Source organism: Eikenella sp. Marseille-P7795, assembly GCF_916618725.1.
GTDB lineage: Bacteria > Pseudomonadota > Gammaproteobacteria > Burkholderiales > Neisseriaceae > Eikenella > Eikenella longinqua.
Window position 1 is genome coordinate 398,920 of sequence record NZ_CAKAJZ010000001.1, and the last position, 19,381, is coordinate 418,300.

22 protein-coding genes are annotated in these 19,381 nt (G+C 55.9%); 12 read left to right on the forward strand and 10 right to left on the reverse strand.

Going from position 1 to position 19,381, the window contains the following annotated elements:
- The first annotated feature begins 50 nt into the window (after positions 1-50).
- Complete coding sequence (locus LG371_RS01975; RefSeq protein WP_225747587.1) at positions 51-719, forward strand: OmpA family protein; 669 nt, start codon at positions 51-53, stop codon at positions 717-719.
- A gap of 85 nt (positions 720-804) precedes the next feature.
- Here the strand turns inward: LG371_RS01975 and LG371_RS01980 are convergent, their stop codons facing one another.
- Entirely contained in the window at positions 805-1,365 is a 561-nt protein-coding gene (locus tag LG371_RS01980) for a PH domain-containing protein (RefSeq protein ID WP_067590779.1), read from the reverse strand.
- Positions 1,366-1,629: 264 nt separating this feature from the next.
- Here LG371_RS01980 and LG371_RS01985 point away from each other — a divergent pair, with 264 nt between their 5' ends.
- The 8 genes from LG371_RS01985 (at position 1,630) to LG371_RS12345 (ending at position 9,015) form a co-directional block, all read left to right on the forward strand.
- Entirely contained in the window at positions 1,630-2,142 is a 513-nt protein-coding gene (locus LG371_RS01985) for a DUF4189 domain-containing protein (protein ID WP_067590777.1), read from the forward strand.
- Positions 2,143-2,259: 117 nt separating this feature from the next.
- Entirely contained in the window at positions 2,260-2,709 is a 450-nt protein-coding gene (locus tag LG371_RS01990; RefSeq protein WP_067590774.1) for a hypothetical protein, read from the forward strand.
- A gap of 683 nt (positions 2,710-3,392) precedes the next feature.
- Positions 3,393-4,121: a 3-oxoacyl-ACP reductase FabG gene (fabG, locus tag LG371_RS01995; protein WP_067590771.1), complete on the forward strand. Its 729-nt coding sequence runs from the start codon at positions 3,393-3,395 to the stop codon at positions 4,119-4,121.
- Complete coding sequence (locus LG371_RS02000; protein ID WP_067590768.1) at positions 4,121-5,344, forward strand: beta-ketoacyl-ACP synthase; 1,224 nt, start codon at positions 4,121-4,123, stop codon at positions 5,342-5,344. Before fabG ends, LG371_RS02000 begins: the two co-directional genes overlap by 1 nt.
- A 169-nt stretch (positions 5,345-5,513) precedes the next feature.
- Entirely contained in the window at positions 5,514-6,926 is a 1,413-nt protein-coding gene (locus tag LG371_RS02005) for an NADH:flavin oxidoreductase (RefSeq protein WP_225747588.1), read from the forward strand.
- Positions 6,927-7,233: 307 nt separating this feature from the next.
- The gene (locus LG371_RS02010; protein WP_225747589.1) at positions 7,234-8,439 is read left to right on the forward strand and encodes an MFS transporter; all 1,206 of its coding nucleotides are present in this window, start codon (positions 7,234-7,236) and stop codon (positions 8,437-8,439) included.
- Positions 8,440-8,453: 14 nt separating this feature from the next.
- A complete protein-coding gene (locus LG371_RS02015; protein WP_225747590.1) occupies positions 8,454-8,717 on the forward strand; it encodes a hypothetical protein in 264 nt (87 codons plus the stop codon).
- Between the two features lie 88 nt (positions 8,718-8,805).
- Positions 8,806-9,015: an FAD:protein FMN transferase gene (locus tag LG371_RS12345; protein ID WP_225747591.1), complete on the forward strand. Its 210-nt coding sequence runs from the start codon at positions 8,806-8,808 to the stop codon at positions 9,013-9,015.
- Between the two features lie 738 nt (positions 9,016-9,753).
- On the opposite strand, the gene LG371_RS02025 is transcribed toward LG371_RS12345, so the two are convergent.
- Positions 9,754-10,548, reverse strand: a complete 795-nt coding sequence (locus LG371_RS02025; protein WP_225747592.1) for a hypothetical protein — start codon at positions 10,546-10,548, stop codon at positions 9,754-9,756.
- A 92-nt stretch (positions 10,549-10,640) separates the two neighbouring features.
- Between LG371_RS02025 and LG371_RS02030 the strand changes: the two genes are divergently transcribed.
- The 3 genes from LG371_RS02030 to LG371_RS02040 all read left to right on the forward strand — a co-directional run bounded on the left by LG371_RS02030 (position 10,641) and on the right by LG371_RS02040 (position 13,055).
- A complete protein-coding gene (locus LG371_RS02030) occupies positions 10,641-12,200 on the forward strand; it encodes a recombinase family protein (protein ID WP_225747593.1) in 1,560 nt (519 codons plus the stop codon).
- Positions 12,201-12,392: 192 nt separating this feature from the next.
- Positions 12,393-12,575 carry a type II toxin-antitoxin system HicA family toxin gene (locus tag LG371_RS02035; RefSeq protein WP_225747594.1) on the forward strand — a complete coding sequence of 61 codons (183 nt, stop codon included), beginning with the start codon at positions 12,393-12,395 and terminating at the stop codon, positions 12,573-12,575.
- A 60-nt stretch (positions 12,576-12,635) separates the two neighbouring features.
- Entirely contained in the window at positions 12,636-13,055 is a 420-nt protein-coding gene (locus tag LG371_RS02040) for a type II toxin-antitoxin system HicB family antitoxin (protein WP_225747595.1), read from the forward strand.
- Between the two features lie 246 nt (positions 13,056-13,301).
- Here the strand turns inward: LG371_RS02040 and LG371_RS02045 are convergent, their stop codons facing one another.
- The 8 genes from LG371_RS02045 to LG371_RS02080 form a co-directional block, all read right to left on the reverse strand.
- Positions 13,302-13,799 (reverse strand): hypothetical protein, encoded by a 498-nt coding sequence (locus LG371_RS02045; RefSeq protein WP_225747596.1) that lies wholly within the window; start codon positions 13,797-13,799, stop codon positions 13,302-13,304.
- 417 nt (positions 13,800-14,216) lie between these two features.
- Complete coding sequence (locus LG371_RS02050) at positions 14,217-14,765, reverse strand: TIGR02594 family protein (protein WP_225747597.1); 549 nt, start codon at positions 14,763-14,765, stop codon at positions 14,217-14,219.
- A 323-nt stretch (positions 14,766-15,088) separates the two neighbouring features.
- Positions 15,089-15,478, reverse strand: coding sequence for a hypothetical protein (locus LG371_RS02055; protein WP_225747598.1), 390 nt, complete (start codon positions 15,476-15,478; stop codon positions 15,089-15,091).
- Positions 15,475-15,906 carry a hypothetical protein gene (locus tag LG371_RS02060; RefSeq protein ID WP_225747599.1) on the reverse strand — a complete coding sequence of 144 codons (432 nt, stop codon included), beginning with the start codon at positions 15,904-15,906 and terminating at the stop codon, positions 15,475-15,477. Before LG371_RS02060 ends, LG371_RS02055 begins: the two co-directional genes overlap by 4 nt.
- A complete protein-coding gene (locus LG371_RS02065; protein ID WP_225747600.1) occupies positions 15,903-16,403 on the reverse strand; it encodes a hypothetical protein in 501 nt (166 codons plus the stop codon). Before LG371_RS02065 ends, LG371_RS02060 begins: the two co-directional genes overlap by 4 nt.
- Positions 16,396-17,034: a hypothetical protein gene (locus LG371_RS02070; RefSeq protein WP_225747601.1), complete on the reverse strand. Its 639-nt coding sequence runs from the start codon at positions 17,032-17,034 to the stop codon at positions 16,396-16,398. The genes LG371_RS02065 and LG371_RS02070 overlap by 8 nt, the downstream gene beginning before the upstream one ends.
- Before the next feature lie 47 nt (positions 17,035-17,081).
- Positions 17,082-19,019, reverse strand: a complete 1,938-nt coding sequence (locus LG371_RS02075; protein WP_225747602.1) for a hypothetical protein — start codon at positions 19,017-19,019, stop codon at positions 17,082-17,084.
- Positions 19,012-19,374, reverse strand: coding sequence for a hypothetical protein (locus LG371_RS02080; RefSeq protein WP_225747603.1), 363 nt, complete (start codon positions 19,372-19,374; stop codon positions 19,012-19,014). The genes LG371_RS02075 and LG371_RS02080 overlap by 8 nt, the downstream gene beginning before the upstream one ends.
- Between the last annotated feature and the right edge of the window lie 7 nt (positions 19,375-19,381).

Consider the following 19,381-nt stretch of genomic DNA (forward strand, 5'->3'; position numbering starts at 1 on the left):
GCATATGGGCGGCCTAGCGCCGCCCCGCCGCCCCTGAAGGAGCTTGCTTTATGAAAACATTGCGTTTCCTTGCCTGTGTGGCGGCCGTTTCCGCCCTGTGCGCCTGCGGGCAGGAGCCTACTCCCGCCGACCAGCAATCGCAGCAGGAGCAAACCCTTGCCGCCAGCGCGGCCGATTTGCAGCAACCCGCGCCCGCCGCCGCTTCTGAGCAGGCATCGCCCGCCTCTTCTGCCCTGTCGGCGCAGGGCAGCGGCCTATCTTCTCAAGGCAGCGGCTTATCTTCCCAGGGCAGCGGCCTCTCGGCGCAAGGCAGCGGTTTGAGCGGCACCGAAACCGGGTTTAACATCGAAATCAATCTATCTTCCGATGTGCTGTTTGATTTCGACAAGGCCGATCTCAAGCCCGAAGCCGATGCCGAGCTGCAAAAAGCCGCCGAAGTGATCCGCCGCAAAGGCCAAGGGCTGATTCTGATCACCGGCCATACCGACAGCAAAGGCTCCGATGCCTACAACCAGCGTTTGTCTCTGGCACGAGCTCAGGCGGTGAAAAGCTGGTTTGAAGCACAAGGTCTGCACCAGAACTACCAAATCGAAGGCCTCGGCGCCACGCGCCCCATCGCGCCCAACACCCACCCCGACGGCAGCGACAATCCGGAAGGCCGTGCCCAAAACCGCCGCGTGGAGATTATTGTGAACAAAACCACGCAGCTGGGGAGCTAGGTTTCCGCTCTAGCTTGGAAAGAAAGAGGCCGTTTGAAAGCAGCAAAATCTGTTTTCAAACGGCCTGTTTTATCGGCTTCCGCTATTAAGGCTTATAGCGGGTATGGTAGCCCGGGTTTTCTTCGGGGCGCAGCTGGTTGGGGAACTGGCGGTCGGTGGTAATATCCACCGCGGTTTGCTGAATCAGCTTATATACTTCGTATGGTTTTTCAATCGCATACAGGGCATTGCGGTTGCCGAAGCGTATCGTGCCGCGCTTAAACAAGGCTTCCAGCACGCCCACATACACCCGCAAATTATGCACTTCCGGCAGCTCCAGGCTGGCAATATCCAGCCCGATCACGCCGGCGGTGAAATAGAGGCGCTTGTCGGTGAGCGCGTAATCGATGCGGTACCAGTTGAAAAAGCGGTAGATTGGCGAAAATATCGCATACCACACCGGCGCCATATGCAACAGCACAAAGAGGTTGGCATGCGGAAACATCCCGTGCGAGGCGGCGTTGAACTTAGTGATGAAAAACAGGTCGAACAGCCCCCAGCACAGGGCGAAAGGGTAAATCAGCGGGTTGCCCATCACATACAGCAGGCGGTGCGGCTTGCCCTGCCACAGGATGTTTTCGTTTGGGTCGGTGAATTCTTTCAGCATTTGCCCCTCCAGACGGTTCATGAAACGGGATGATTGTACCATCAAACAATATATTCAAATTTATCACGTTTCCCCCGGCGGCTGCAGAACGGTTTGTGGAGGCCGCATGATTTTTCAGGTAGCCTTTCCCGCAGCCTTCAGCCCTGAAGAGGCTACCTGAAAACGGCCAACACCATTCCGGCCAAACCGGTTCGCAGGTACAATCCGCGGGCAAAACAGCCGCAGCCTGAAAGCCCAGCCTGCCGCACACCACAAGGAAACCCCATGAAACAATACCTGCTTGCCTTCGCCGCCGTGCTGTCCGCCCATGCCTATGCCCAAAACCCGACACAAGGGCCGTTACAAACCAACCCGGCATTATGCGGCTATGGCTACAATCCGAATTGCTCACCCAATCAAAGCGCAAGCAAACCTGCCCCCGACTTCTCCCGCCGCACCGATTATTATGCCGCCATCGCCGTCAATGCCCAAACCGGCGCATGGGGCTGGTCTACCGGCTTTTTCGGCCAAGAAGCCGCGCAGGCTGACGCCGTGATGAACTGCGAACAATCCGGCCGGGGCGGATGCCGCGCCGCTGCCTTCCAGCGCAACGGCTGCCTCGCCATGGCCTCCTCGCCCAACCCAACCGGCGGCGCAAATTTCCACTTCTCCGCTTCCGGCGTGTGCGGCAGGGTGGAGCAGGAAGCCCTGAACCGCTGCCGCCACAGCGGCGCAGCCAGCTGCAAACTCGACATCCGCCAGCTCAATGCCCGCCACCAATATTATCTGCACCCATAACGGACACGCCCAAAAACCGCCAACCAGATGATTACACAGCCTTTCTTTTTCAGGTAGCCTCTCCCATCCGCCAGTCTGTTTGCAGATTACCTGCCAACCGCATGGGGAACTTCAAATATGAAAATCAAGCCCGAAGACGGCAGCATCATTCTGCCCGGCGGCCACGCCATCACAGCGCACACCACTTTGGATAACTGGCTTGCCCTGTTTCCCGAATCCTGCCCGCATCATCCGCAGGCCGGGATCACCTCTTTCGGCGTGTCGTTTACCGAGCAATCCACACAATATGCCCTTACCGCTTGGTTCGAGCAGCAGCGGCTGGCCAGGCTATCCCTATTTTTCTGCCCGATAGGCAAAGACACGGGCTGGGAGGCATGGTCGGAGGCGCACGAATGGCAGCGCAGAAAGCAGTTTGAGCAATGGCTGGATCGGCAGCTGGGCGATACTCCGTGCACCATTCACCCATCGGCAGCAGGGCAATGCCGCCGCTTTACATGGGGCGACGCAGGGGCGTATTACCACCCGCAAGACGGCGGCGCACGGATTGTCGTCAATTATTGCCGATAGGCCTTTTCCAGCGGCCTCCAGCCCAAAAGGCTACCTGAAAGCGTCAGCTTCAACGCAGTTAAAACGAAGTTAAACCGCCCCGCCTGCGCCCTCCCCGTTTCCCAACCGGCGCAGGCGTGGCACAATCTGCTTTCCCCGATTTTTCAGGTAGCCTCACTAATAGGCGAAAATTTGAGATTACAATGGCATAAAATAGGCGCAATAGGGGCTCAGCCAAGCCGGTATATGACTGGGGATTTCCCGCAGTTTGTCTAGCACTCGGTCCTCCGCTGGGGCTGTTCTTTTTGATGTGTGTGATTGGTTGGAGCATTGATGGCAGCCATACTTCAGGGCTGTTGATAACATTAATGTTTTTCCCTCTCGCCGTACCATTCAGCTATATTTACGGCGGCCTGCCTGCTTTATTGGTTGGGGTATTGATCATGATTTTGAATTTGCAGCGAAATTGGCTCGGCATATGTATTATGGTCATCCTTGGCACATTAAGCACGACCCTAGTTTGCTTTTTTTCATTAAGTGCAACAGGCGACGACATATGGATATTCATCAAATGCGGCGTGGCAGTTTCCCTAGTTTTATCAGCTTTCCTGCCTAGGCCAAGATGAAGCCGCCTAAGTTAGCCTTTCTTATTTTTCAGGTAGCCTCAACCGGAGCAGGCTGCCTTCTACACAAGGAACCCCATCATGACCCAAACCATCCTCATCACCGGCTCCACGCGCGGCATCGGCCGTGCGGCGGCTTTGGCCTTGGCGCAAGACGGCTTCGACATCGTGGTGCACGGCCGCAGCCGCATGGCGGAAGCCGAAGCGGTAGCGGAACAAATCCGTGCGCTGGGGCGGCAGGCGCGGGTGTTGCAGTTTGACGTGGCCGACCGCGCCGAATGCCGCCGCGTGCTGGAAGTGGATATTGAAGCACACGGCGCGTATTACGGCGTGGTGCTCAATGCGGGGCTGACGCGCGACAATGCCTTCCCCGCGCTGGAAGACGAAGATTGGGATCGCGTGCTGCGCACCAATCTCGACGGCTTCTACAACGTGCTGCACCCGCTCATCATGCCGATGATCCGCCGCCGCGCGCCGGGGCGGATTGTGTGCATGGCCTCCGTGTCCGGCCTGATCGGCAACCGCGGGCAGGTGAACTACAGCGCGTCGAAAGCGGGGCTAATCGGCGCGGCCAAGGCTTTGGCGGTGGAGCTGGCCAAACGCAAAATTACGGTAAACTGCGTTGCGCCCGGTTTGATTGATACGGAAATTTTGGATGAAAACGTGCCGGTGGAAGAGATTTTGAAGGCGATTCCGGCGCAGCGTATGGGGCGGCCGGAAGAAGTGGCGCATGCCGTGCGCTTCTTAATGAGCGAACACGCCGCCTACATCACGCGGCAGGTGATTGCGGTAAACGGAGGATTGTGCTGATGAAAACGAAACGGGTGGTGATTACCGGCGTGGGCGCGGTGTGCGCCTTCGGCCGCGAGTGGCACGAAATCGAAGCCGCCTTCCGCGCGGGCAAAAACGCTGTGCGCCACATGGAGGCGTGGGACGCCTTCCCCGAAATGGAAACCCGCCTCGGCGCGCCGCTGCCCGCCTATGCCCCGCCCGCACATTGGACGCGCAAACAGCTGCGCAGCATGGGCCCGCTGGCGCAATACTGCACCGACGCCGCCGAACAGGCCCTGAAACAGGCCGGTTTACTCGGCGACCCCGTCATCCGCAACGGCAGCATGGGCGTGGCCGCCGGCTCGTCCAGCGGCAGCACCGCCGACGTGCTCGACATCGGCCTGCTGCTCGCCCATCAGCCCAACAATTTCAGCGCCAACACCTATGTGCGCATGATGCCGCACACCACCGCTGCCAACGTGGCCATCTTCTTCGGCCTCACCGGCCGCCTGATCCCCACTTCCAGCGCCTGCACCTCCGGCAGCCAAGGCATCGGCTATGCCTACGAAGCGATCAAATACGGCAAAATCCCCATGATGCTGGCCGGCGGCGCCGACCAGCTCTGCCCCTCCGAAGCCTATGTGTTCGACAGCCTTTATGCCGCCAGCCTCCGCAACGGCGAGCCCGAACTCACCCCGCGCCCTTATGATGCCGCGCGCGACGGCCTCGTGCTCGGCGAAGGCGGCTGCATGATGGTGCTGGAAGAATTGGAACACGCCCAAGCGCGCGGTGCGCACATCATCGCCGAAATCGTGGGATACGGCGCCAACTGCGACGGCAGCCACATCACCCGCCCCGAAATGCGCACCATGCAGCGCTGCATGGAGCTCGCCCTCGAAGACGCCGCCCTGCCGCCCTCCGCCGTCGGCTATGTGAGCGGCCACGGCACCGCCACCGAACAGGGCGACATCGCCGAAACCCAAGCCACCGCCGCCGTGTTCGGCCACATCCCGCTCAGCTCGCAAAAAAGCTACCTCGGCCACACCCTCGGCGCGTGTGGTGCACTCGAGTCCTGGTTTGCCGTCGAAATGATGCGCAATGGCTGGTTTGCCCCCACGCTGAATCTGGACAACATCGACCCCCGCTGCGGCGAAGCCGACTACCTCACCGGCCAAGGCCGCCGCATCGACACCGAATACGTGATGAACAACAACTTCGCCTTCGGCGGCGTGAATACCTCGCTGATATTCAAGCGTTGGTAGGAGCTACCTGAAAGCGTCAGCTTCAACGAAGTTAAAACGATGTCTTGCGAAGCAAGGCTGAGTTTCTGCAAAGCTAAAACGCAAGCTGCAACGGCGTAACGCTTTCGGCACAAGCGCAAAGGCTACCTGAAAAATGCTCGGATGGTTTTCAGGTAGCCTTTACCCCCACATGTTTCAACCTTTAACCATCAAAGGCGTTACCTTCAAAAATCGGGTGTTCGCCTCCCCGATCACCACCAACCGTGTTGTTACCGAACAAGGCTACCCGACTCCGGAAACCATTGATGTATATGAAACCAAAGCCAGAGGAGGCTTTGCAGAAGTAACAATCACCGAAAGCTTCATCGACCATGAATATTCTTGGCGGCATGAGCATGGTTTGAACCTGTGGGAAAACCCGATGTCCACCATCCACATGGAAGCTATCATGATACTGACCGAAGCAATCAAGGCGCACGGCGCGGTGGCCGCCATTCAGCTCAACCACGTCGGGGCAATGAACCACCCTGATACCATCCCCGGCCATAAAAATCCCATCGGCCCATCTGCATTTGTCCGTGAAGACGGGGTGCAGGGAGAGGAGATGACGGTGGAAATGATGGAAAAAACAGCCGCACAATGGGCAGAAGTAGCTTGGGTATGCAAATCTTTAGGTTTCCAAGTCATCAACCTGCATGGCGGACACGGCTGGCTGCTGAACCAGTTTATCTCCCCCAAATTCAACCACCGTACCGACGAATTCGGCGGCAGTATGGAAAACCGGGCGAAATTTCCGATTATGGTGTGTAAAAAGATTCGCGAAGTGTGCGGCAATGATTTGCTCATCGAATACCGTTTGTCCGGTTCGGAACGGATGGAAGGCGGGATGACGCTGGAGGACGGCATCGAGTTTGCAAAGATTATCCAACACCATGTGGATTTGATCCATGTAACGTCCGGTTCTTATCAGGATCACGTCAATACCAAGGCTTTCAGCTCCATGTTTGATCCGCACGGCTGCAACTTGGATTTGGCCGAAGCCATTAAAAAACATGTTGATGTTCCGGTTATTTCAGTGGGCGGGTTTAATTCGCCGGAACAGATTGAAAAAGCCATTGCATCGGGGAAATGCGATATTGTCGCCATGGGGCGCCAACAATTTGCCGATCCCGATTTTGTCAACAAAACCCGCGACGGCATTGAAGACCAGATAGCGCCATGTCTGCGTTGTTCTTGCTTCAACCCGCTGAGCTCTGACCCCGATGCCCGCCCGATTCCGGCACTTTGGCATTGCACAGTAAACCCTCGCGGACAACGGGAATTGCGCTGGCGGAATGCACCACAGCCGAAAGGCCGCCGCCATGTGGTCGTGGTACAGGAAATCACAGAAGACAGTGTGATTTATCTCAATAAAGAAGGCAAGCAACAGCAAATTGCTGCCGACCTGGTGCTGCATTGCTGCGGCAGCCGTTCAAATAAAGATTTGGTCAAACGGTTGGAAGGCGTTTGCCCGAGATTTATTGTAGTTGGCGATGCCCGGCAGGCTAGAACGGTAAAAGAAGCCACTTATGAAGGATTCTGTGCGGCAATGGATATTTTGTAAGCGCACAAGTTGAACGGCAAGATCTGTTTAACTGGCAAATACTAGGCTGTTTCCTGCCAATGATGGCGGAAGGATATGCAATCATTCCACCCATCAATCCGGCAGCAAAAGGCTACCTGAACTTTTTTCAGGTAGCCTTTGTTGATACGGGATAGGCTGCTTGAGCGGCATCCATCCCTATTTGTTTTTTTGATTATGTCCAAATTGCATGACCGTCGTTAAATAAAGAATTTCCGCCGCTATCCCCTCCCCCTCTATATTCGGAAGCACCCGATTAACTGCGGAGCAATCCGGTAAGGAGGTTGTTATGCATACGAATTTCAGATGGTTTGTGGCCTTGGTGATGTTTATCGTTACCGCATCCACCTCGCTTCTTTTGATCGCGCCGGTAACGGTGGTGGGGAGCATCGCGCAGTCTTCGGGCATGGCGCCGCCCACCATCATCACCATCGCCATGAGCACCTTCAATCTGTTCATTGTGGCCGCCGTGATGCTCGGCGGGATGCTGGTGGACAAATTCGGCGTGAACAAAATCTATATCGGCGGCCTGCTGCTGGCGATTGTCGACAATCTGGTAGGCCTGATGGCGGGCAATTCGCCCGTGGGCTTGTTTGTCAGCCGCGCCTTGCAGGGCTTGGGCACGGGGCCGATTATGGTGTCGGTGGCCGTACTTTCGCACCAGTGGTTTAAGGAAAACGAACACGGCATCGTGGCCGGCTTGCAGGGCATGGCGGTGTCGGGGGGGATTGCAGCGGGCTTCCTGCTGGTGCCGCGCTTGGTGGAAGCCGCTGCCGGCAACTGGACGCAGTCGTATCTTACTCTTTCCGGCATCAATGCGCTGGGCATCGTGCTCACCTTTGCGGTGATGCTCGGCCCGAAACCGGCTGTTGCGCAACACACCGGCGCCGCGCCCGACGCTGCCTCCCCGCCGCCGGAAAAATTCAAAATGCTTCAGCCTTTGGTCATTCTGGGCGGGCTGTGTTTCTTCGGCGGCACTTGGCTGCAGCAGTCGGTGAACTCCATCGGTTCGAGCTTTATCGGCGACGAGCTGCACATGGGGCAGCTGGCCGGCGCTGATTTGATGTTCTACTACGCCATCGCCTTCGCCGTCGGCTCGCCAATCAGCGGCTTTATTTCCGGCATGCTGCTCAAAGGCAAGAAAGACAATTTGGTGCTGGCGGCCGCGTTTGCCGTATCCGCCGCGTTCAGCTACCTGATTGTGCATTGGACAGACACCGCCGGCCTAATTGCCTGCCTGATTGTGTTGGGCGTGTTCCAATCTTTCGTTAATCCCGTGGTGATGTCGTTCATCACCAAATCCTACCCGCCGCACATCATCGGCCGCGTGGCCGGCTTCAGCATGACCTTCAGCTTCGTGACAGGCATCCTTTCGCCCATCGCCTGCTCATGGATCTACAACCTGACCAAAACCTACAGCGCCTCGTTCCTCTTTATGGTGGGCGTATCCATCGTGGGCATCCTGTTGGGGCTCAAACTGAAAAAAACAGCGTGAAAGGAAGGCATCAAATGAATTTCTCATACAGCAAAATCGCTTTGGCCTGCACCTTGGCACTTTCAGGCAACTTGGCGTGGGCAGAAGGGGAAACCGTTTCGGCTTCCGCACCCGCCGCCGTGGCGAAACAAAGGGAATCGGCTCCTCATGCGGCAGCAGGCACGGAAAGGCTACCTGAAAACAGCCTAGCCGCCGCTCCGACCGACAACCCGCCAGCCCAAACCGCCGCAAACTTTTCAGGTAGCCCCTACGCCCTTTGTCCGAGAGCCTGCGGATAAAGGGTGTTTTCATCATCCCCCCGTTTGGGAGCGCCCGCCATGAACGTTGCCACCTTTATCGCCATGGGCACGGTGAACCCAGCCGGGCATGTCGCTGGATTTGGGCGCCATCGCCAAAGGCTACATCGCCGACGGCGTGAAACGGCTGCTGGCCGAAGCGGGCATAGCGCGCGCCATGATCGATTTGGGCGGCAACGTGGTGCTGCACGGCTCATCACCGATACTGCGTCGGTCGATATCGGTGAGACCGCGAGCAAACAGCATATCGTTCAGGTTGGTCAGCATCCCTAACCCGTAGGCATCGCCCATCGCGTAATCCGGGCGGAAATACTCCCAAAAGCCGAACAGGTCACGCTGCACCACCGCATCATCGGTTCCCGCCGGCCACGTTTTCACAAATGGGAAGGTGGCGAAATTCCCCACCTGCTCGCACACCACCAAAGCAGACTTGGAAGCATGTGCGCTCTCGCCGTGGCCGGAATGGTCATAACCGAAACTGAGCAATCCTTTCTTGCGGTAGCGGCCGCCTGGTAGCGGGCAGGCAGCCTGCAAACCGGCCGACAAGCCCACCGCCATCGCGCGACGGATGTATTTTTCCCAAATATGGTTCTGCGCCGAAGCGTTGATGCACAAGAACTGCCGAATCCACTCCGAATCCGGTAACTGTTCCTTCATCTCATCCACAAACGCCTGATTCAAAATCCCCAGTTCGATACCGAGATACACGTCTACCGGCGGCAATACATGGTAGCCGCCGGTATCAATCAACTGGGTCAGCACGTCCGCCCCTTTGTACACGCCGGTGATACGGATCTGCGGGTCGAAACTCACCGAGCTGTCCACCCCAAGGCGCCGGGCCGAACCCAGCATCGGCAGGAAGCGGGAAAATAGCCGGTCGGCCGGCATGTCGTCGATTTCTTCCAGAGAACCGATACTCAGGCCGTCACCGTCAATTTGGCTCATGATGCCGTAGCAGACGGCCTTGCTGCCGTTGTGGAACTGGTAACGCGTATCGGCAATCTGTCGCCGCCCGGATTTATAGCCGATCCAACCGCTCAAAATCGGGCTGCGGCGGATGGCATCGATGTGATACATCAGGTTGGTTTGGCTCTGCTGTAGGCGTGGCGCCACAATCCCTTCTTCTTGGAAAGGGGTAGTGGACTTCGTAAATCACCTTCATCTCGCCGCTGGCCCGGTCGAGGTATTCGCCGATCACTACATTGCCTTCCTGATCCACCTTCCATGCCGGCGCGCGCAAAACCACGCCGTCCGCCACAATCGTCTGCAGTATCTGCTGGACGATAGCGGTAATGGCCGCCTGCATATCGGCATAAATCTCCGTCAAATACCGTGGGTCGCGCTGCTCGAACGCGGCGTGGTGCAGCATAAACAGCTGCGTCTGCTTTACGCAGGCCGGCTGGCTGCGGCAGTATTCGCGATCCACCGTACAGGTGCGGCAGGCCGGGTAGCCATCCGGCTTAGCCGGGAAATAGGTGGCGGTGCGGGCATTCATGCCGTGCTTGAGCGCATTGAAGCGGGTCCTTCGCGTTTCCTCCGGCGTCGGGTGGCCTTCCAGATTCTTACGTACCGCCGCCTTACCTTCCGGCGTCTTCGGACCGGTGGCATTCGCCCAACCCTTCATTAGGTTGCGGTGCCAGGCCGCCTGGGCGCAGGTCTCCCCGCATTTCGGGCAGGCTGCCTGATAGGCAAACGGGTGCCACTCGTATTCAGGCGCATCCAGCACCGTTTTCGGGGCACATTCAAAAGTGTGCTTGCAGGCGGTGCAACGGAAAACAACGGTGTCGAGAGATTGGGAAGAATGGTCGCTCATACGGGCATTAAACGACCAAAGACAAGAACAAAACAGGGGTATTTTTGGCACAGGATAGGCAGTAAAATTTGCCCGGAACAGGAAAGGGAAGTATGAAACGAGCAATTATCTACGTGCGGGTCAGCACTGCCCGCCAAGCCGATGAGGGCATTTCCATCGATGCCCAAACCGACCAATGCAAAAAGAAAGCCAAAGAGCTCGGCGCTAGCGTGTTGCAGATATTCCGCGATGAAGGCGTCACCGGTACTTCAGCCATGAAGCGCCAGGCATTCCAGCGCGCCATCCATTACTGCGCGGTAAACGATGTGGACTATTTCATTGTGTGGTCTACTTCGCGATTTGCCCGCAATAAGCTGGATGCCGCCAGCTACAAACTGCTGCTGCGTGAAAGCGGTACCCGCCTGGTGTATGCCTCAATGAATATCGATAGCGATACCGACGAAGGCTGGTTCACCGATTCGATTATGGAGATTATGGATGAGCAGGTATCGCGCCAAATCAGCCGAGACACCCGCCGCGCCATGCTGAAAAACGCGGAAGAAGGCTGGTTCAATGGCGGCCGTGCACCGTCCGGCTATCAAATCATGACTCAAAATAAACGCCGAAAACTGGTACCAAACGATGCCGAAAGAACTCTAGTACAGGAAGCCTTCCGCCGCTTTGCAGCCGGAGAAAGCGCATTGGCAATTGCCCGTAGCTTTGCCAGCCGCGGCTATACCCGGCGCGGGGCGGAATGGCAGGCCGCCAGTCTGTCACATATGCTGAAGAACCGCGTCTATCTCGGACAAACTGTGTATAACAAAACCAGTAACCGTAAAACCAATCCGCCAGAAGACTGGGTAATACGCCAAACCCACGAGCCGCTGCTCTCGGAAGAGGAATTTGAAAACGCCCAGCGGCGTTTCCAGCCTCGTCATACAGCGGCAGGCAGCCCTTCTAGCAGTTTCCTGTTTACTGGATTATTGCGATGCGGTCGATGTGGCAAGGCGATGGTTATTGAGACCGCGACCAGTAAAACTAAGCGCCGCTACAATTACTACAATTGCAGCGGAGCCCGCAAAGGCTGCAACTGCATCATGCGGCGTATCCCTGCCGAAAAGATAGATGACTACCTGCTCAATATCGTTATCGACAAATTGCTTACTCAAGATGTAGTCAGTGATTTCATCAGCAAGGCTTATCAAAAGTATGCTGAAAAACGTGCCGGGGATGCCCAGCAGCGTAAACTGCTGCAAAGCGAACTGACCGAACTGCGCCGTCGTCGCAATACCCTATTTGAATTGGTCGAATCCGGGCTGGCCGGTTCAGACAGTCGCTCCCTGCTTGAGCGGCTGGCCGGCTATGATGAACGGGAACAAACCCTGCTCGTCGAACTTGATAAGCTAGATTCTGCACCAAGTGTTGAAAAAATTCCTGAAATTGATATTGATAGTGCCCTAACCACACTAAAAAATATCATTTTAAACACAAGAAATGCAAAAAAGCTCCGCATTCTATTGCAGAGCTTTATCCAAAAAATCGATGTCAATCCTACCGATGTAGTTATTCACTACCACCCAGAACGGGTTATTCATGATTCCACTGGGGTTCATAGTACGAAAGGTTGGCACGCCCACGGGGATTCTGATTTTGCTTTAAAACCAAAAATATAAAATGCATCTATTGCAGTAAGAAACAACGTAGCCCCAATTTGCCGCAAACAATCAGAAAAAATCAGAAGCAGATTTTTAAAAGTGTTGCATCATCGCCCATACTGAAAAACACAACAAAAAAGTTTAGTTTTTTCTTGTAAATGAAACATTTTTGTTGTATTATATATTCACTGTATAAGAAAGGAGGTAGAGATGAAATACAGTGAATTTAAGAAATGGTTAAAGGCTCAAGGCGTTGAGTTCACAACACAAAAACGCGGAAGCCACCAAAACATTAGATTAGGAAATAAAACTTCAGTTTTCCCAGACCACGGCAGCAAAGAAATCGGTTCGGGGTTAGTTAGAAAAATCAAAAAAGACTTAGGTCTTAAATAGGAGGGTAGCCCGAAAGGGCTACCTTATAAAACAAAATAATAAATTCAGAGGTGTACAATTATGTTAGCTTATCCCTATATTTTAACTCCAGACGACAACGGTACATTTTTGGTAATGTTTCCGGATATTCCGGAGGCGGCGGCCGTTGGTGAAGATAAAGAAACTGCCGCTATTGAGGCGCTAGACGGGCTACTTTGCGCGATAGATGGCTATTTTGAAGACCGCCGGGCTGTTCCGCTGCCATCGAAACCCGCCAAAGGGCAGCCGGTTGTAGTGTTACCAGCATTGGAAACCGCCAAAGTACTGTTACTGAATGAAATGGTTAGCCAAGGCGTACGCAAGGCAGAAATGGCGCGTCGACTGGATGTGCATATGCCCCAAATTGACCGCCTACTCGACCTGCGGCATAATACCCGCATAGACTTTTTGGAAAAAGCCGCCTCGAAGCTCGGCAAAAGTCTAAATATTAGCTTCTCGTAAATCCATACTTTCTTATACAGTGAAAATTATAAAGGCTGCCTGAAAATTCAGGTAGCCTTTTTTTCAGGTAGCCTGAAATCAGAACAACTGCCCTTGCGCCAGTGCGTGCTCAATACGCTGGCAGGCAATATCAAAGTACCGCCGGCAAAAGGCCGGCGCAATCACCCAGGTAGAGCGTTGCGCCGGCAAATTCTTGCTTAATCATTTCACACACCCAAAACAAAACCGCCGCAAAGCGGCGGGTTCTTACTTATCTGCCGTATCGGCCACCACGCGCCCATACGCCTGCCATTCGGCCAGGTCGTTGCGCTGCGTGTCAGCTATTTCTGCCAATCCTGCATATTCTTTCGCGCAGTTGCCGAATAACTGCCAGCCTCGGGCAGCGGCTTCATCAACCGTGCCGGCGGTGCCGGCGGTTTGGGGCAGGGAGCGACTACGGGCAGCGGCGTAGGCGCGCACGCGCTCAAGCTCGCCGCGCAGATTATCCACAGCAATTTTTGCATTTTCTCTTTCCTTTTCCACTTCGGCCTGCGCGGCGGCCAATTCCGCCTGCGCCTGCCTTTCTTTTTCCAAAACTGCGCCGGTTTGTTTCGCCAGCGCCTCGGTTTGCTGTTGCTTTAGTTTGGTCTCGGCGGCGCGGTAGCCTGCGCTGTAGCGCTGCGCGCCATACCAATATTCCCCGCCCACCACTGCCGCCAGCAGGGCGGCAATGGCTAGCGGTTTCCAATATTTGACTATCCACATCGTTTCTTACCTCAACAATACGGCCAAAATTTCAGGTAGCCTGAAAGCCAAAATCAGCAATATCAAGCCGCCCACAACGTGCCAGAAGGTTTTACGCACTTCTTTTGGACTCACATTCATTGCTTCCATCAAAAATACTCCTAGCATTTTGAAAGTAAATCGTTTATCATTCATACAGTTTTCAATCTTTCCGCTCAAAGGTTGAATACAGAAACCCCGCAAACCAGCCCAGTTTGCGGGGTTTCGCTTTTTCAGGCAGCCTGTTCCAACCGCGCCAAAAATTGCCGGTAGTTGCGCAATTCATGCTCCGCGTGGCGGGCGGCGTAGGCATCGCCGATGGCCTCGGCATCTGCCAGCACCGCCTCTTACTCGGCAATCATGCGGCGCACCCAGTCGGCTGTACTCTCATCTGCCATGCTATGCCTCGCTTTCGCCTTGCTTGCCTGTAGCATCTACTATCGGCAGCTCGTAGCGGATGGCTGCTGGCTCGGATTTAACGCACTGCTTATCGCGCCAGTAGCTAGGCCACCAAAAGCTCAATTCGGCAGCGTTAAACGGGATGATGCTCACCCGGTTGCCTTGGTTGCCAGCAAGCCCCATCAGGCGGCCTTGTCTGTCTTTGCCCACGATAAACATCACATGATTGCCGCCGGTGCGTTTTTTGACCGCCAGGCAGCCATAAGCCGGTTTGGATAAGCGGGTAAGGTAGCGTTCATCCGCCCAAGCCCCGGCGCGATACCATTGCGGCACAACAAAGCGATCAGCTTCGCCCAAGCACATACCAACAAATGTGGAGCACCAAGCAACTTCATCGGTTTTCCACCACGCTTTCTCTTCGCCGTTGTAGCCGCCAAACTTCACCAGCCATCGCAGGATTTCCGGGTTGTGCTGCGGGCCCGGTATCTCACGCAAGCCCAGGTAGCCTTTGCCTTTGGCAATCCACGGCAATTCAGTTTGTTTCGTCATTTTTCACACCTCCAAACAAAAAGCCCGCGCAATGGCGGGCAGAACGTAAGTCATTGATTTTCCCAGCTAGCCTTATATTGGGTGTTTTTACACCCAATAAAAAAATATCCCATTGTTTTAAAACAGGATATTTCTTGCTCTCCAGCTAGCCTTGTTTCAGTTATTAAGGATTACTTAATAACTGGTTTTCAGGTAGCCTGAAAATATAGCCGATACCGCTCAGGCTATATCCTGAGCGGTAAAGTCCATACTTTTTCAGGTAGCCTCAAAATAAAAACCGCCGCGTACCCGGATACAGCGGGCAGAGGCGGCGGTCGTCAAAACTATTCCGGCGGCGGTGGCGGCTCATCATCATCCGCCACCACCACCGGCGGCTTCTCGGCGGGGGGCTGGCGGTGGTAGCCCAGCTTGCCCAGCACAAAATCCAAGATGCCGCCCGCCGTATCGGGCGAGAGCGCACGCGCCGAATCCAGCAGCACATCGCACATCGTCCCGGCCAGTATCCCCACCATCAGCGCCAAGCGCGGCATATCCTTGGGCGTGAGGTCGTCCACCACCGCCAAAGACAAAAACAGCGCCGCGATTAAATCCCCGCATTTGGCCGCCATGCTTTTATCTTTGGCACGCATCGACACCCGCAGCGAGCCGACAAACGCGCCCACCACCGCCAGCAGTGTTTTGCTGGCAAAAAATCCCGCAAGCAAATCATTCACGATGCCTTCTTTCCGACCGTCTGCGCGGCCTGTCTCTCATCACGCAACATATCCTGCAAATGCTCGCCCACCAGCCAGACTGCCAAGCTCCAAATACCCAATGCGCCCATTAAGTCATAGCCCTGTCCTGCCGTACGGAGATACAGCCCGACGGTGTGGGCGTGCAGCACGGCATCATCCAGTGGTATTAAATCCCACTTATCCGCAGGCAGCGGCATGGTTTTCATGCGCACGCCCTTGTCGCGGATGCTGGCGGAGTAGCACTCGTATTCCTGCCCGCCTGCCGTTTCAGGCAGCCTGACGGCAAGCTCACAATGTGAGTACCGCCCGCGCGTGAGAATGCGAGTCAGCCCATCAGTAAACCGTGCCGCCCATACGCGCCAGCCCGTGCCGCCACGGTGGCCGTGATACAAAGCCAAGTAAATCATTTGCCCACCTCGCCCAGCTTGTCGGCAATCGGCTTAATCTCAGCCAAGATTTCCGCCGTGCGTTTCTCTACTTCGGAGGCGGTCTTCAGCACCTTCAATTCAAACTTACGCATCCGCAATGCGCCCAGCTTGCCCATTACCATGCGCAGGTTGTCGGCTTGGGCAATGATGATGTCGGTCGCTTCGCACGCAGTCTTACCCGCAGGCACGGCAAAGGCGGCCACTTGAGCCGGTGCTTCGCCCTTGCAGCCGCCGGCCTTGTAGTCGCGTGCCTGCTGCTCCCTGAGCTGGTATTCCGCCTCAAAGCGGGTTACATGGCGGTAGGCTTGCTCCACCGCGTTGTTGATTTCGTCCACGCCGCGCTCAATGGCTTCGGCCAGCAGTTGCGCTTTAGCCTCCTTAGTCAGCACCCAAGCCTTGCCGTTCCACGTCTGATGCTCGTTTTCTCGCGGCGTAAAGGTCAGCCCTTCCGGCAGTTCGCCCAGCTGCTCAATCAATACCTCCGCGCCATCTGCCGTGCGGTAAGGGCAGCAGTTCGATTTTGCCCAGCACTTGGCTTTGCGCCGTGCCCACCTTCTCTTCCAGCTCCTCCTGGGTTACCGCCTTGCTCTTAAACTCTTCAAAAACGCTGGTATCCAGCTTCGCCGCCAGCTTGCCGCTCACATTGTTCACCGCGCCTTCCGCGCTGGCGGCAGCGGCTTCGGCAGCCACCCTCGATTGCTCCGCCGCCTGCTTCGCGGCAGTCGCGGTTTGTTGGGCAGTGGTGGCCGTCTGCTGCGCTGTCGTTGCAGTTTGCTGCGCGGTAGTGGCCTTGCTGGCTGCCCCGTCAGCCACCTGTTCCGCCGCCGTGAGTTTGGTTTGCAGTTGCTGCAACTGCTTTTTTAATTCCGCCAACTCACCGGCGGGGACACCGCCACCCGATCCAGCTTTCTCTAACTTCTCTACCCGCTCTGCCAAAGCAGTAGCAGCATCCTTAATCTGCTTCAATTCTTCGGCGGATGCACCGCCGCCGGCTGTCTTTAACTTTTCCGCAACCTCGGTAAAGTTGTCGTTACATTTCTGAAACCCAACGCGAATACTGTCGCCGCCCGTCCCGTCGGGCAGGCTGCCTAAATTGACTTGTTCCATATTGTCTCCAATAAAAAAGACCCGTCAGGGTCTCAGTAGTGATGCGCCTATACCGGCAACCGGCACAAAATCCAGTTTTCCGGGACGTATTCCGGCGGGTTGTACACGTTGCTGTTGTGTTTGAGCGAAACGTATTTGTACACTTCCAGCCTGTCGTCGCTATGGCGGTAGCCGTGGTTGGCCCAGAACGGGAAAATATCCGCCAAATCTTCCTCGGTCGAATCTAGGACTTCATCAATCAATTCCAACCATCCCAGCCGGGCGCTGACTTCTTGCTGAATTTCTTTTTGCGCCTCCACATCCCAACCGCCCCAGGTTTCAAACTCACGCTGCGATTCCGCCTCATTGAACGCTTCGCGGTAACGCTGGCGGGCTTGCTGCCGTTTCATTGCTTCATCCGGTGAGTAGTCCGGGTTCGGTATCGTCATAGTCACCGGGTCGCGCTTGAATAGCACGTTGGCCACCCGCTGCAAATTCCATGTATTACGGAATACCCAGTCGCCTACTCGGTCTAAAACCGTCGGGCTGCCCAGCATCTCGTCCCGCGACATATTGTACTGCGGGGCGTAGTAATCCCACCCCATTGCCTTGTACGCATCCGACATCCGCGGCGAAACCGTCGGGTTCCACGGCGCACCGCGATAATCGTCGGGCACCCTTGGAGCATTCACGCGCAGCGGGGCGTTGGAGAAGGAACGTTCCAGCATACTGTGCGAGCCAGCACCGCCAACCGCATTCATCAACCCGCCGCCCGGCAGCTTGAACTGCCCGGCGCTGCCGTGGGCTAGCGGATTGCATACCTGCCGGTAATCATGACCGCCGGTAATGGTGTAGATGCAACCATTGGTACCGGGCACCCCTTTCACGGTGATGGCCTGCCCTTTGCGGGTCTCTTCGCTATTGGACAACAAGCGCAGATACGGGCGGGCGTTGTTGAACACCTCGTAGCGCAACGGTTTGTCGGGGTCTCCTTCAAATAATTCGGACAGTTGCCGGCGGTGTGTTGCATCACCCTCTTTGACCTGCCGCCTCAGCCGCCACAGGGTCGGCAGCGTGTGCGCCGGCATCGCCACATACTGCGCCCGGGGGATATTCCCCATTTCCAGCGGTGCGCCACGGTGGCTGTGCCCGAACATATCCGACCGCTCTTCCGAAGTTATCACGTACTTAATCGGCATCGGCTCATAACGGTAGGCTACCAAACCATAGGATGGCGGCGGCTCTACCGTGGAGCATTGGGCAAAGTATTCCCAAGGCACCCCGGCCAAATCGTAGAAATGCACCGTAAGCTCGGTATTGGCCGTCATTTCGACATACAGCCAGCCACCGACACAAGACACCAAACCAAACCCGTCTGTGGGCGAAGTGATATTGTTTTTATCTAAAATCGTGCTGCGGAAAGTCATGGTTACCGGTAGGCCGGTGGCCACCGGTCCAACTCCCACGCCCGAACGGAAGGCCGCCAACTGGTACTGCGGGAATTGCGGGTCATTCTGCCCATTCGGCGCGTGATTAAGCAGGTTGGCTAACTGTATATCCTGCCCGGAAAATACCGACCACACCAAACGCTCGGCCTTGTCGAACTTGTCGCCATCGTAGCCGCTGCCCCAGCCGTGGATTACTGCCGGCAATAAACCAGTAGTGCCCGGACCGGTAGCACCATATAGTGAGAACTCGTAGCGGTAGGTTTTCTCCGTCACTATATCTCCGCCAGATTCACGGAACGGGCGGCGGCTACGACCCGAATCACGCATAAAGTTGGCAATTCCCCGGGCACGGAGCGAATCTAAAGTTATGTTTAAACTGCGATCGCCCAACCCGATTTCGCGGCCATCGGCAGCCACCACCGTTAAATCCCCGCCCGGGCGGCGCAACACCTGCCGCTGCCGAAACGTCACGCTGCCGATCAGTTTCGGGCAGTACAGGTGCTTACTGAGCACATTCAAGCCTTCGGCGTTGTACACCGCCAATCCGTAATCATCCATTGTAATACCCGTATAAAAACTGTCTGCCGGCGAAAGCCCCGCCGTAATGCGGGACGCTGCTCCATAACCCACTGGCTGCTTGGTAGCTGACTACCCAACACAAGGACGCGCCGTCAAAGTACACCTCCACCGAATGCTCCACATCCGCCGAAACGGTGAACGCGTGAAACACCGGCATAATGAAGATGCCTTTGAACTTTTCGCGCAGCGGGAACAGGATGTCCAAATCAATACGCCCGGTTGTGGTATTCCCCAGAATAATGACCCCTTCGACCACCAACGCAGAATCCAAATTGGTATCCAGCACATTGCCGTTGTTGTCATATATCTGGATGCCGTATTCATCGGCCATCATGTTCTCC

Bases quoted from the DNA above. Each gene is read 5' to 3' on its own strand.
- LG371_RS01975 (WP_225747587.1), top strand. From the start codon at position 51: ATGAAAACATTGCGTTTCCTTGCCTGTGTGGCGGCCGTTTCCGCCCTG.
- LG371_RS01980 (WP_067590779.1), bottom strand. From the start codon at position 1,365: ATGCTGAAAGAATTCACCGACCCAAACGAAAACATCCTGTGGCAGGGC.
- LG371_RS01985 (WP_067590777.1), top strand. From the start codon at position 1,630: ATGAAACAATACCTGCTTGCCTTCGCCGCCGTGCTGTCCGCCCATGCC.
- LG371_RS01990 (WP_067590774.1), top strand. From the start codon at position 2,260: ATGAAAATCAAGCCCGAAGACGGCAGCATCATTCTGCCCGGCGGCCAC.
- fabG (WP_067590771.1), top strand. From the start codon at position 3,393: ATGACCCAAACCATCCTCATCACCGGCTCCACGCGCGGCATCGGCCGT.
- LG371_RS02000 (WP_067590768.1), top strand. From the start codon at position 4,121: ATGAAAACGAAACGGGTGGTGATTACCGGCGTGGGCGCGGTGTGCGCC.
- LG371_RS02005 (WP_225747588.1), top strand. From the start codon at position 5,514: ATGTTTCAACCTTTAACCATCAAAGGCGTTACCTTCAAAAATCGGGTG.
- LG371_RS02010 (WP_225747589.1), top strand. From the start codon at position 7,234: ATGCATACGAATTTCAGATGGTTTGTGGCCTTGGTGATGTTTATCGTT.
- LG371_RS02015 (WP_225747590.1), top strand. From the start codon at position 8,454: ATGAATTTCTCATACAGCAAAATCGCTTTGGCCTGCACCTTGGCACTT.
- LG371_RS12345 (WP_225747591.1), top strand. From the start codon at position 8,806: ATGTCGCTGGATTTGGGCGCCATCGCCAAAGGCTACATCGCCGACGGC.
- LG371_RS02025 (WP_225747592.1), bottom strand. From the start codon at position 10,548: ATGAGCGACCATTCTTCCCAATCTCTCGACACCGTTGTTTTCCGTTGC.
- LG371_RS02030 (WP_225747593.1), top strand. From the start codon at position 10,641: ATGAAACGAGCAATTATCTACGTGCGGGTCAGCACTGCCCGCCAAGCC.
- LG371_RS02035 (WP_225747594.1), top strand. From the start codon at position 12,393: ATGAAATACAGTGAATTTAAGAAATGGTTAAAGGCTCAAGGCGTTGAG.
- LG371_RS02040 (WP_225747595.1), top strand. From the start codon at position 12,636: ATGTTAGCTTATCCCTATATTTTAACTCCAGACGACAACGGTACATTT.
- LG371_RS02045 (WP_225747596.1), bottom strand. From the start codon at position 13,799: ATGTGGATAGTCAAATATTGGAAACCGCTAGCCATTGCCGCCCTGCTG.
- LG371_RS02050 (WP_225747597.1), bottom strand. From the start codon at position 14,765: ATGACGAAACAAACTGAATTGCCGTGGATTGCCAAAGGCAAAGGCTAC.
- LG371_RS02060 (WP_225747599.1), bottom strand. From the start codon at position 15,906: ATGATTTACTTGGCTTTGTATCACGGCCACCGTGGCGGCACGGGCTGG.
- LG371_RS02070 (WP_225747601.1), bottom strand. From the start codon at position 17,034: ATGGAACAAGTCAATTTAGGCAGCCTGCCCGACGGGACGGGCGGCGAC.
- LG371_RS02075 (WP_225747602.1), bottom strand. From the start codon at position 19,019: ATGGATGATTACGGATTGGCGGTGTACAACGCCGAAGGCTTGAATGTG.
- LG371_RS02080 (WP_225747603.1), bottom strand. From the start codon at position 19,374: ATGATGGCCGATGAATACGGCATCCAGATATATGACAACAACGGCAAT.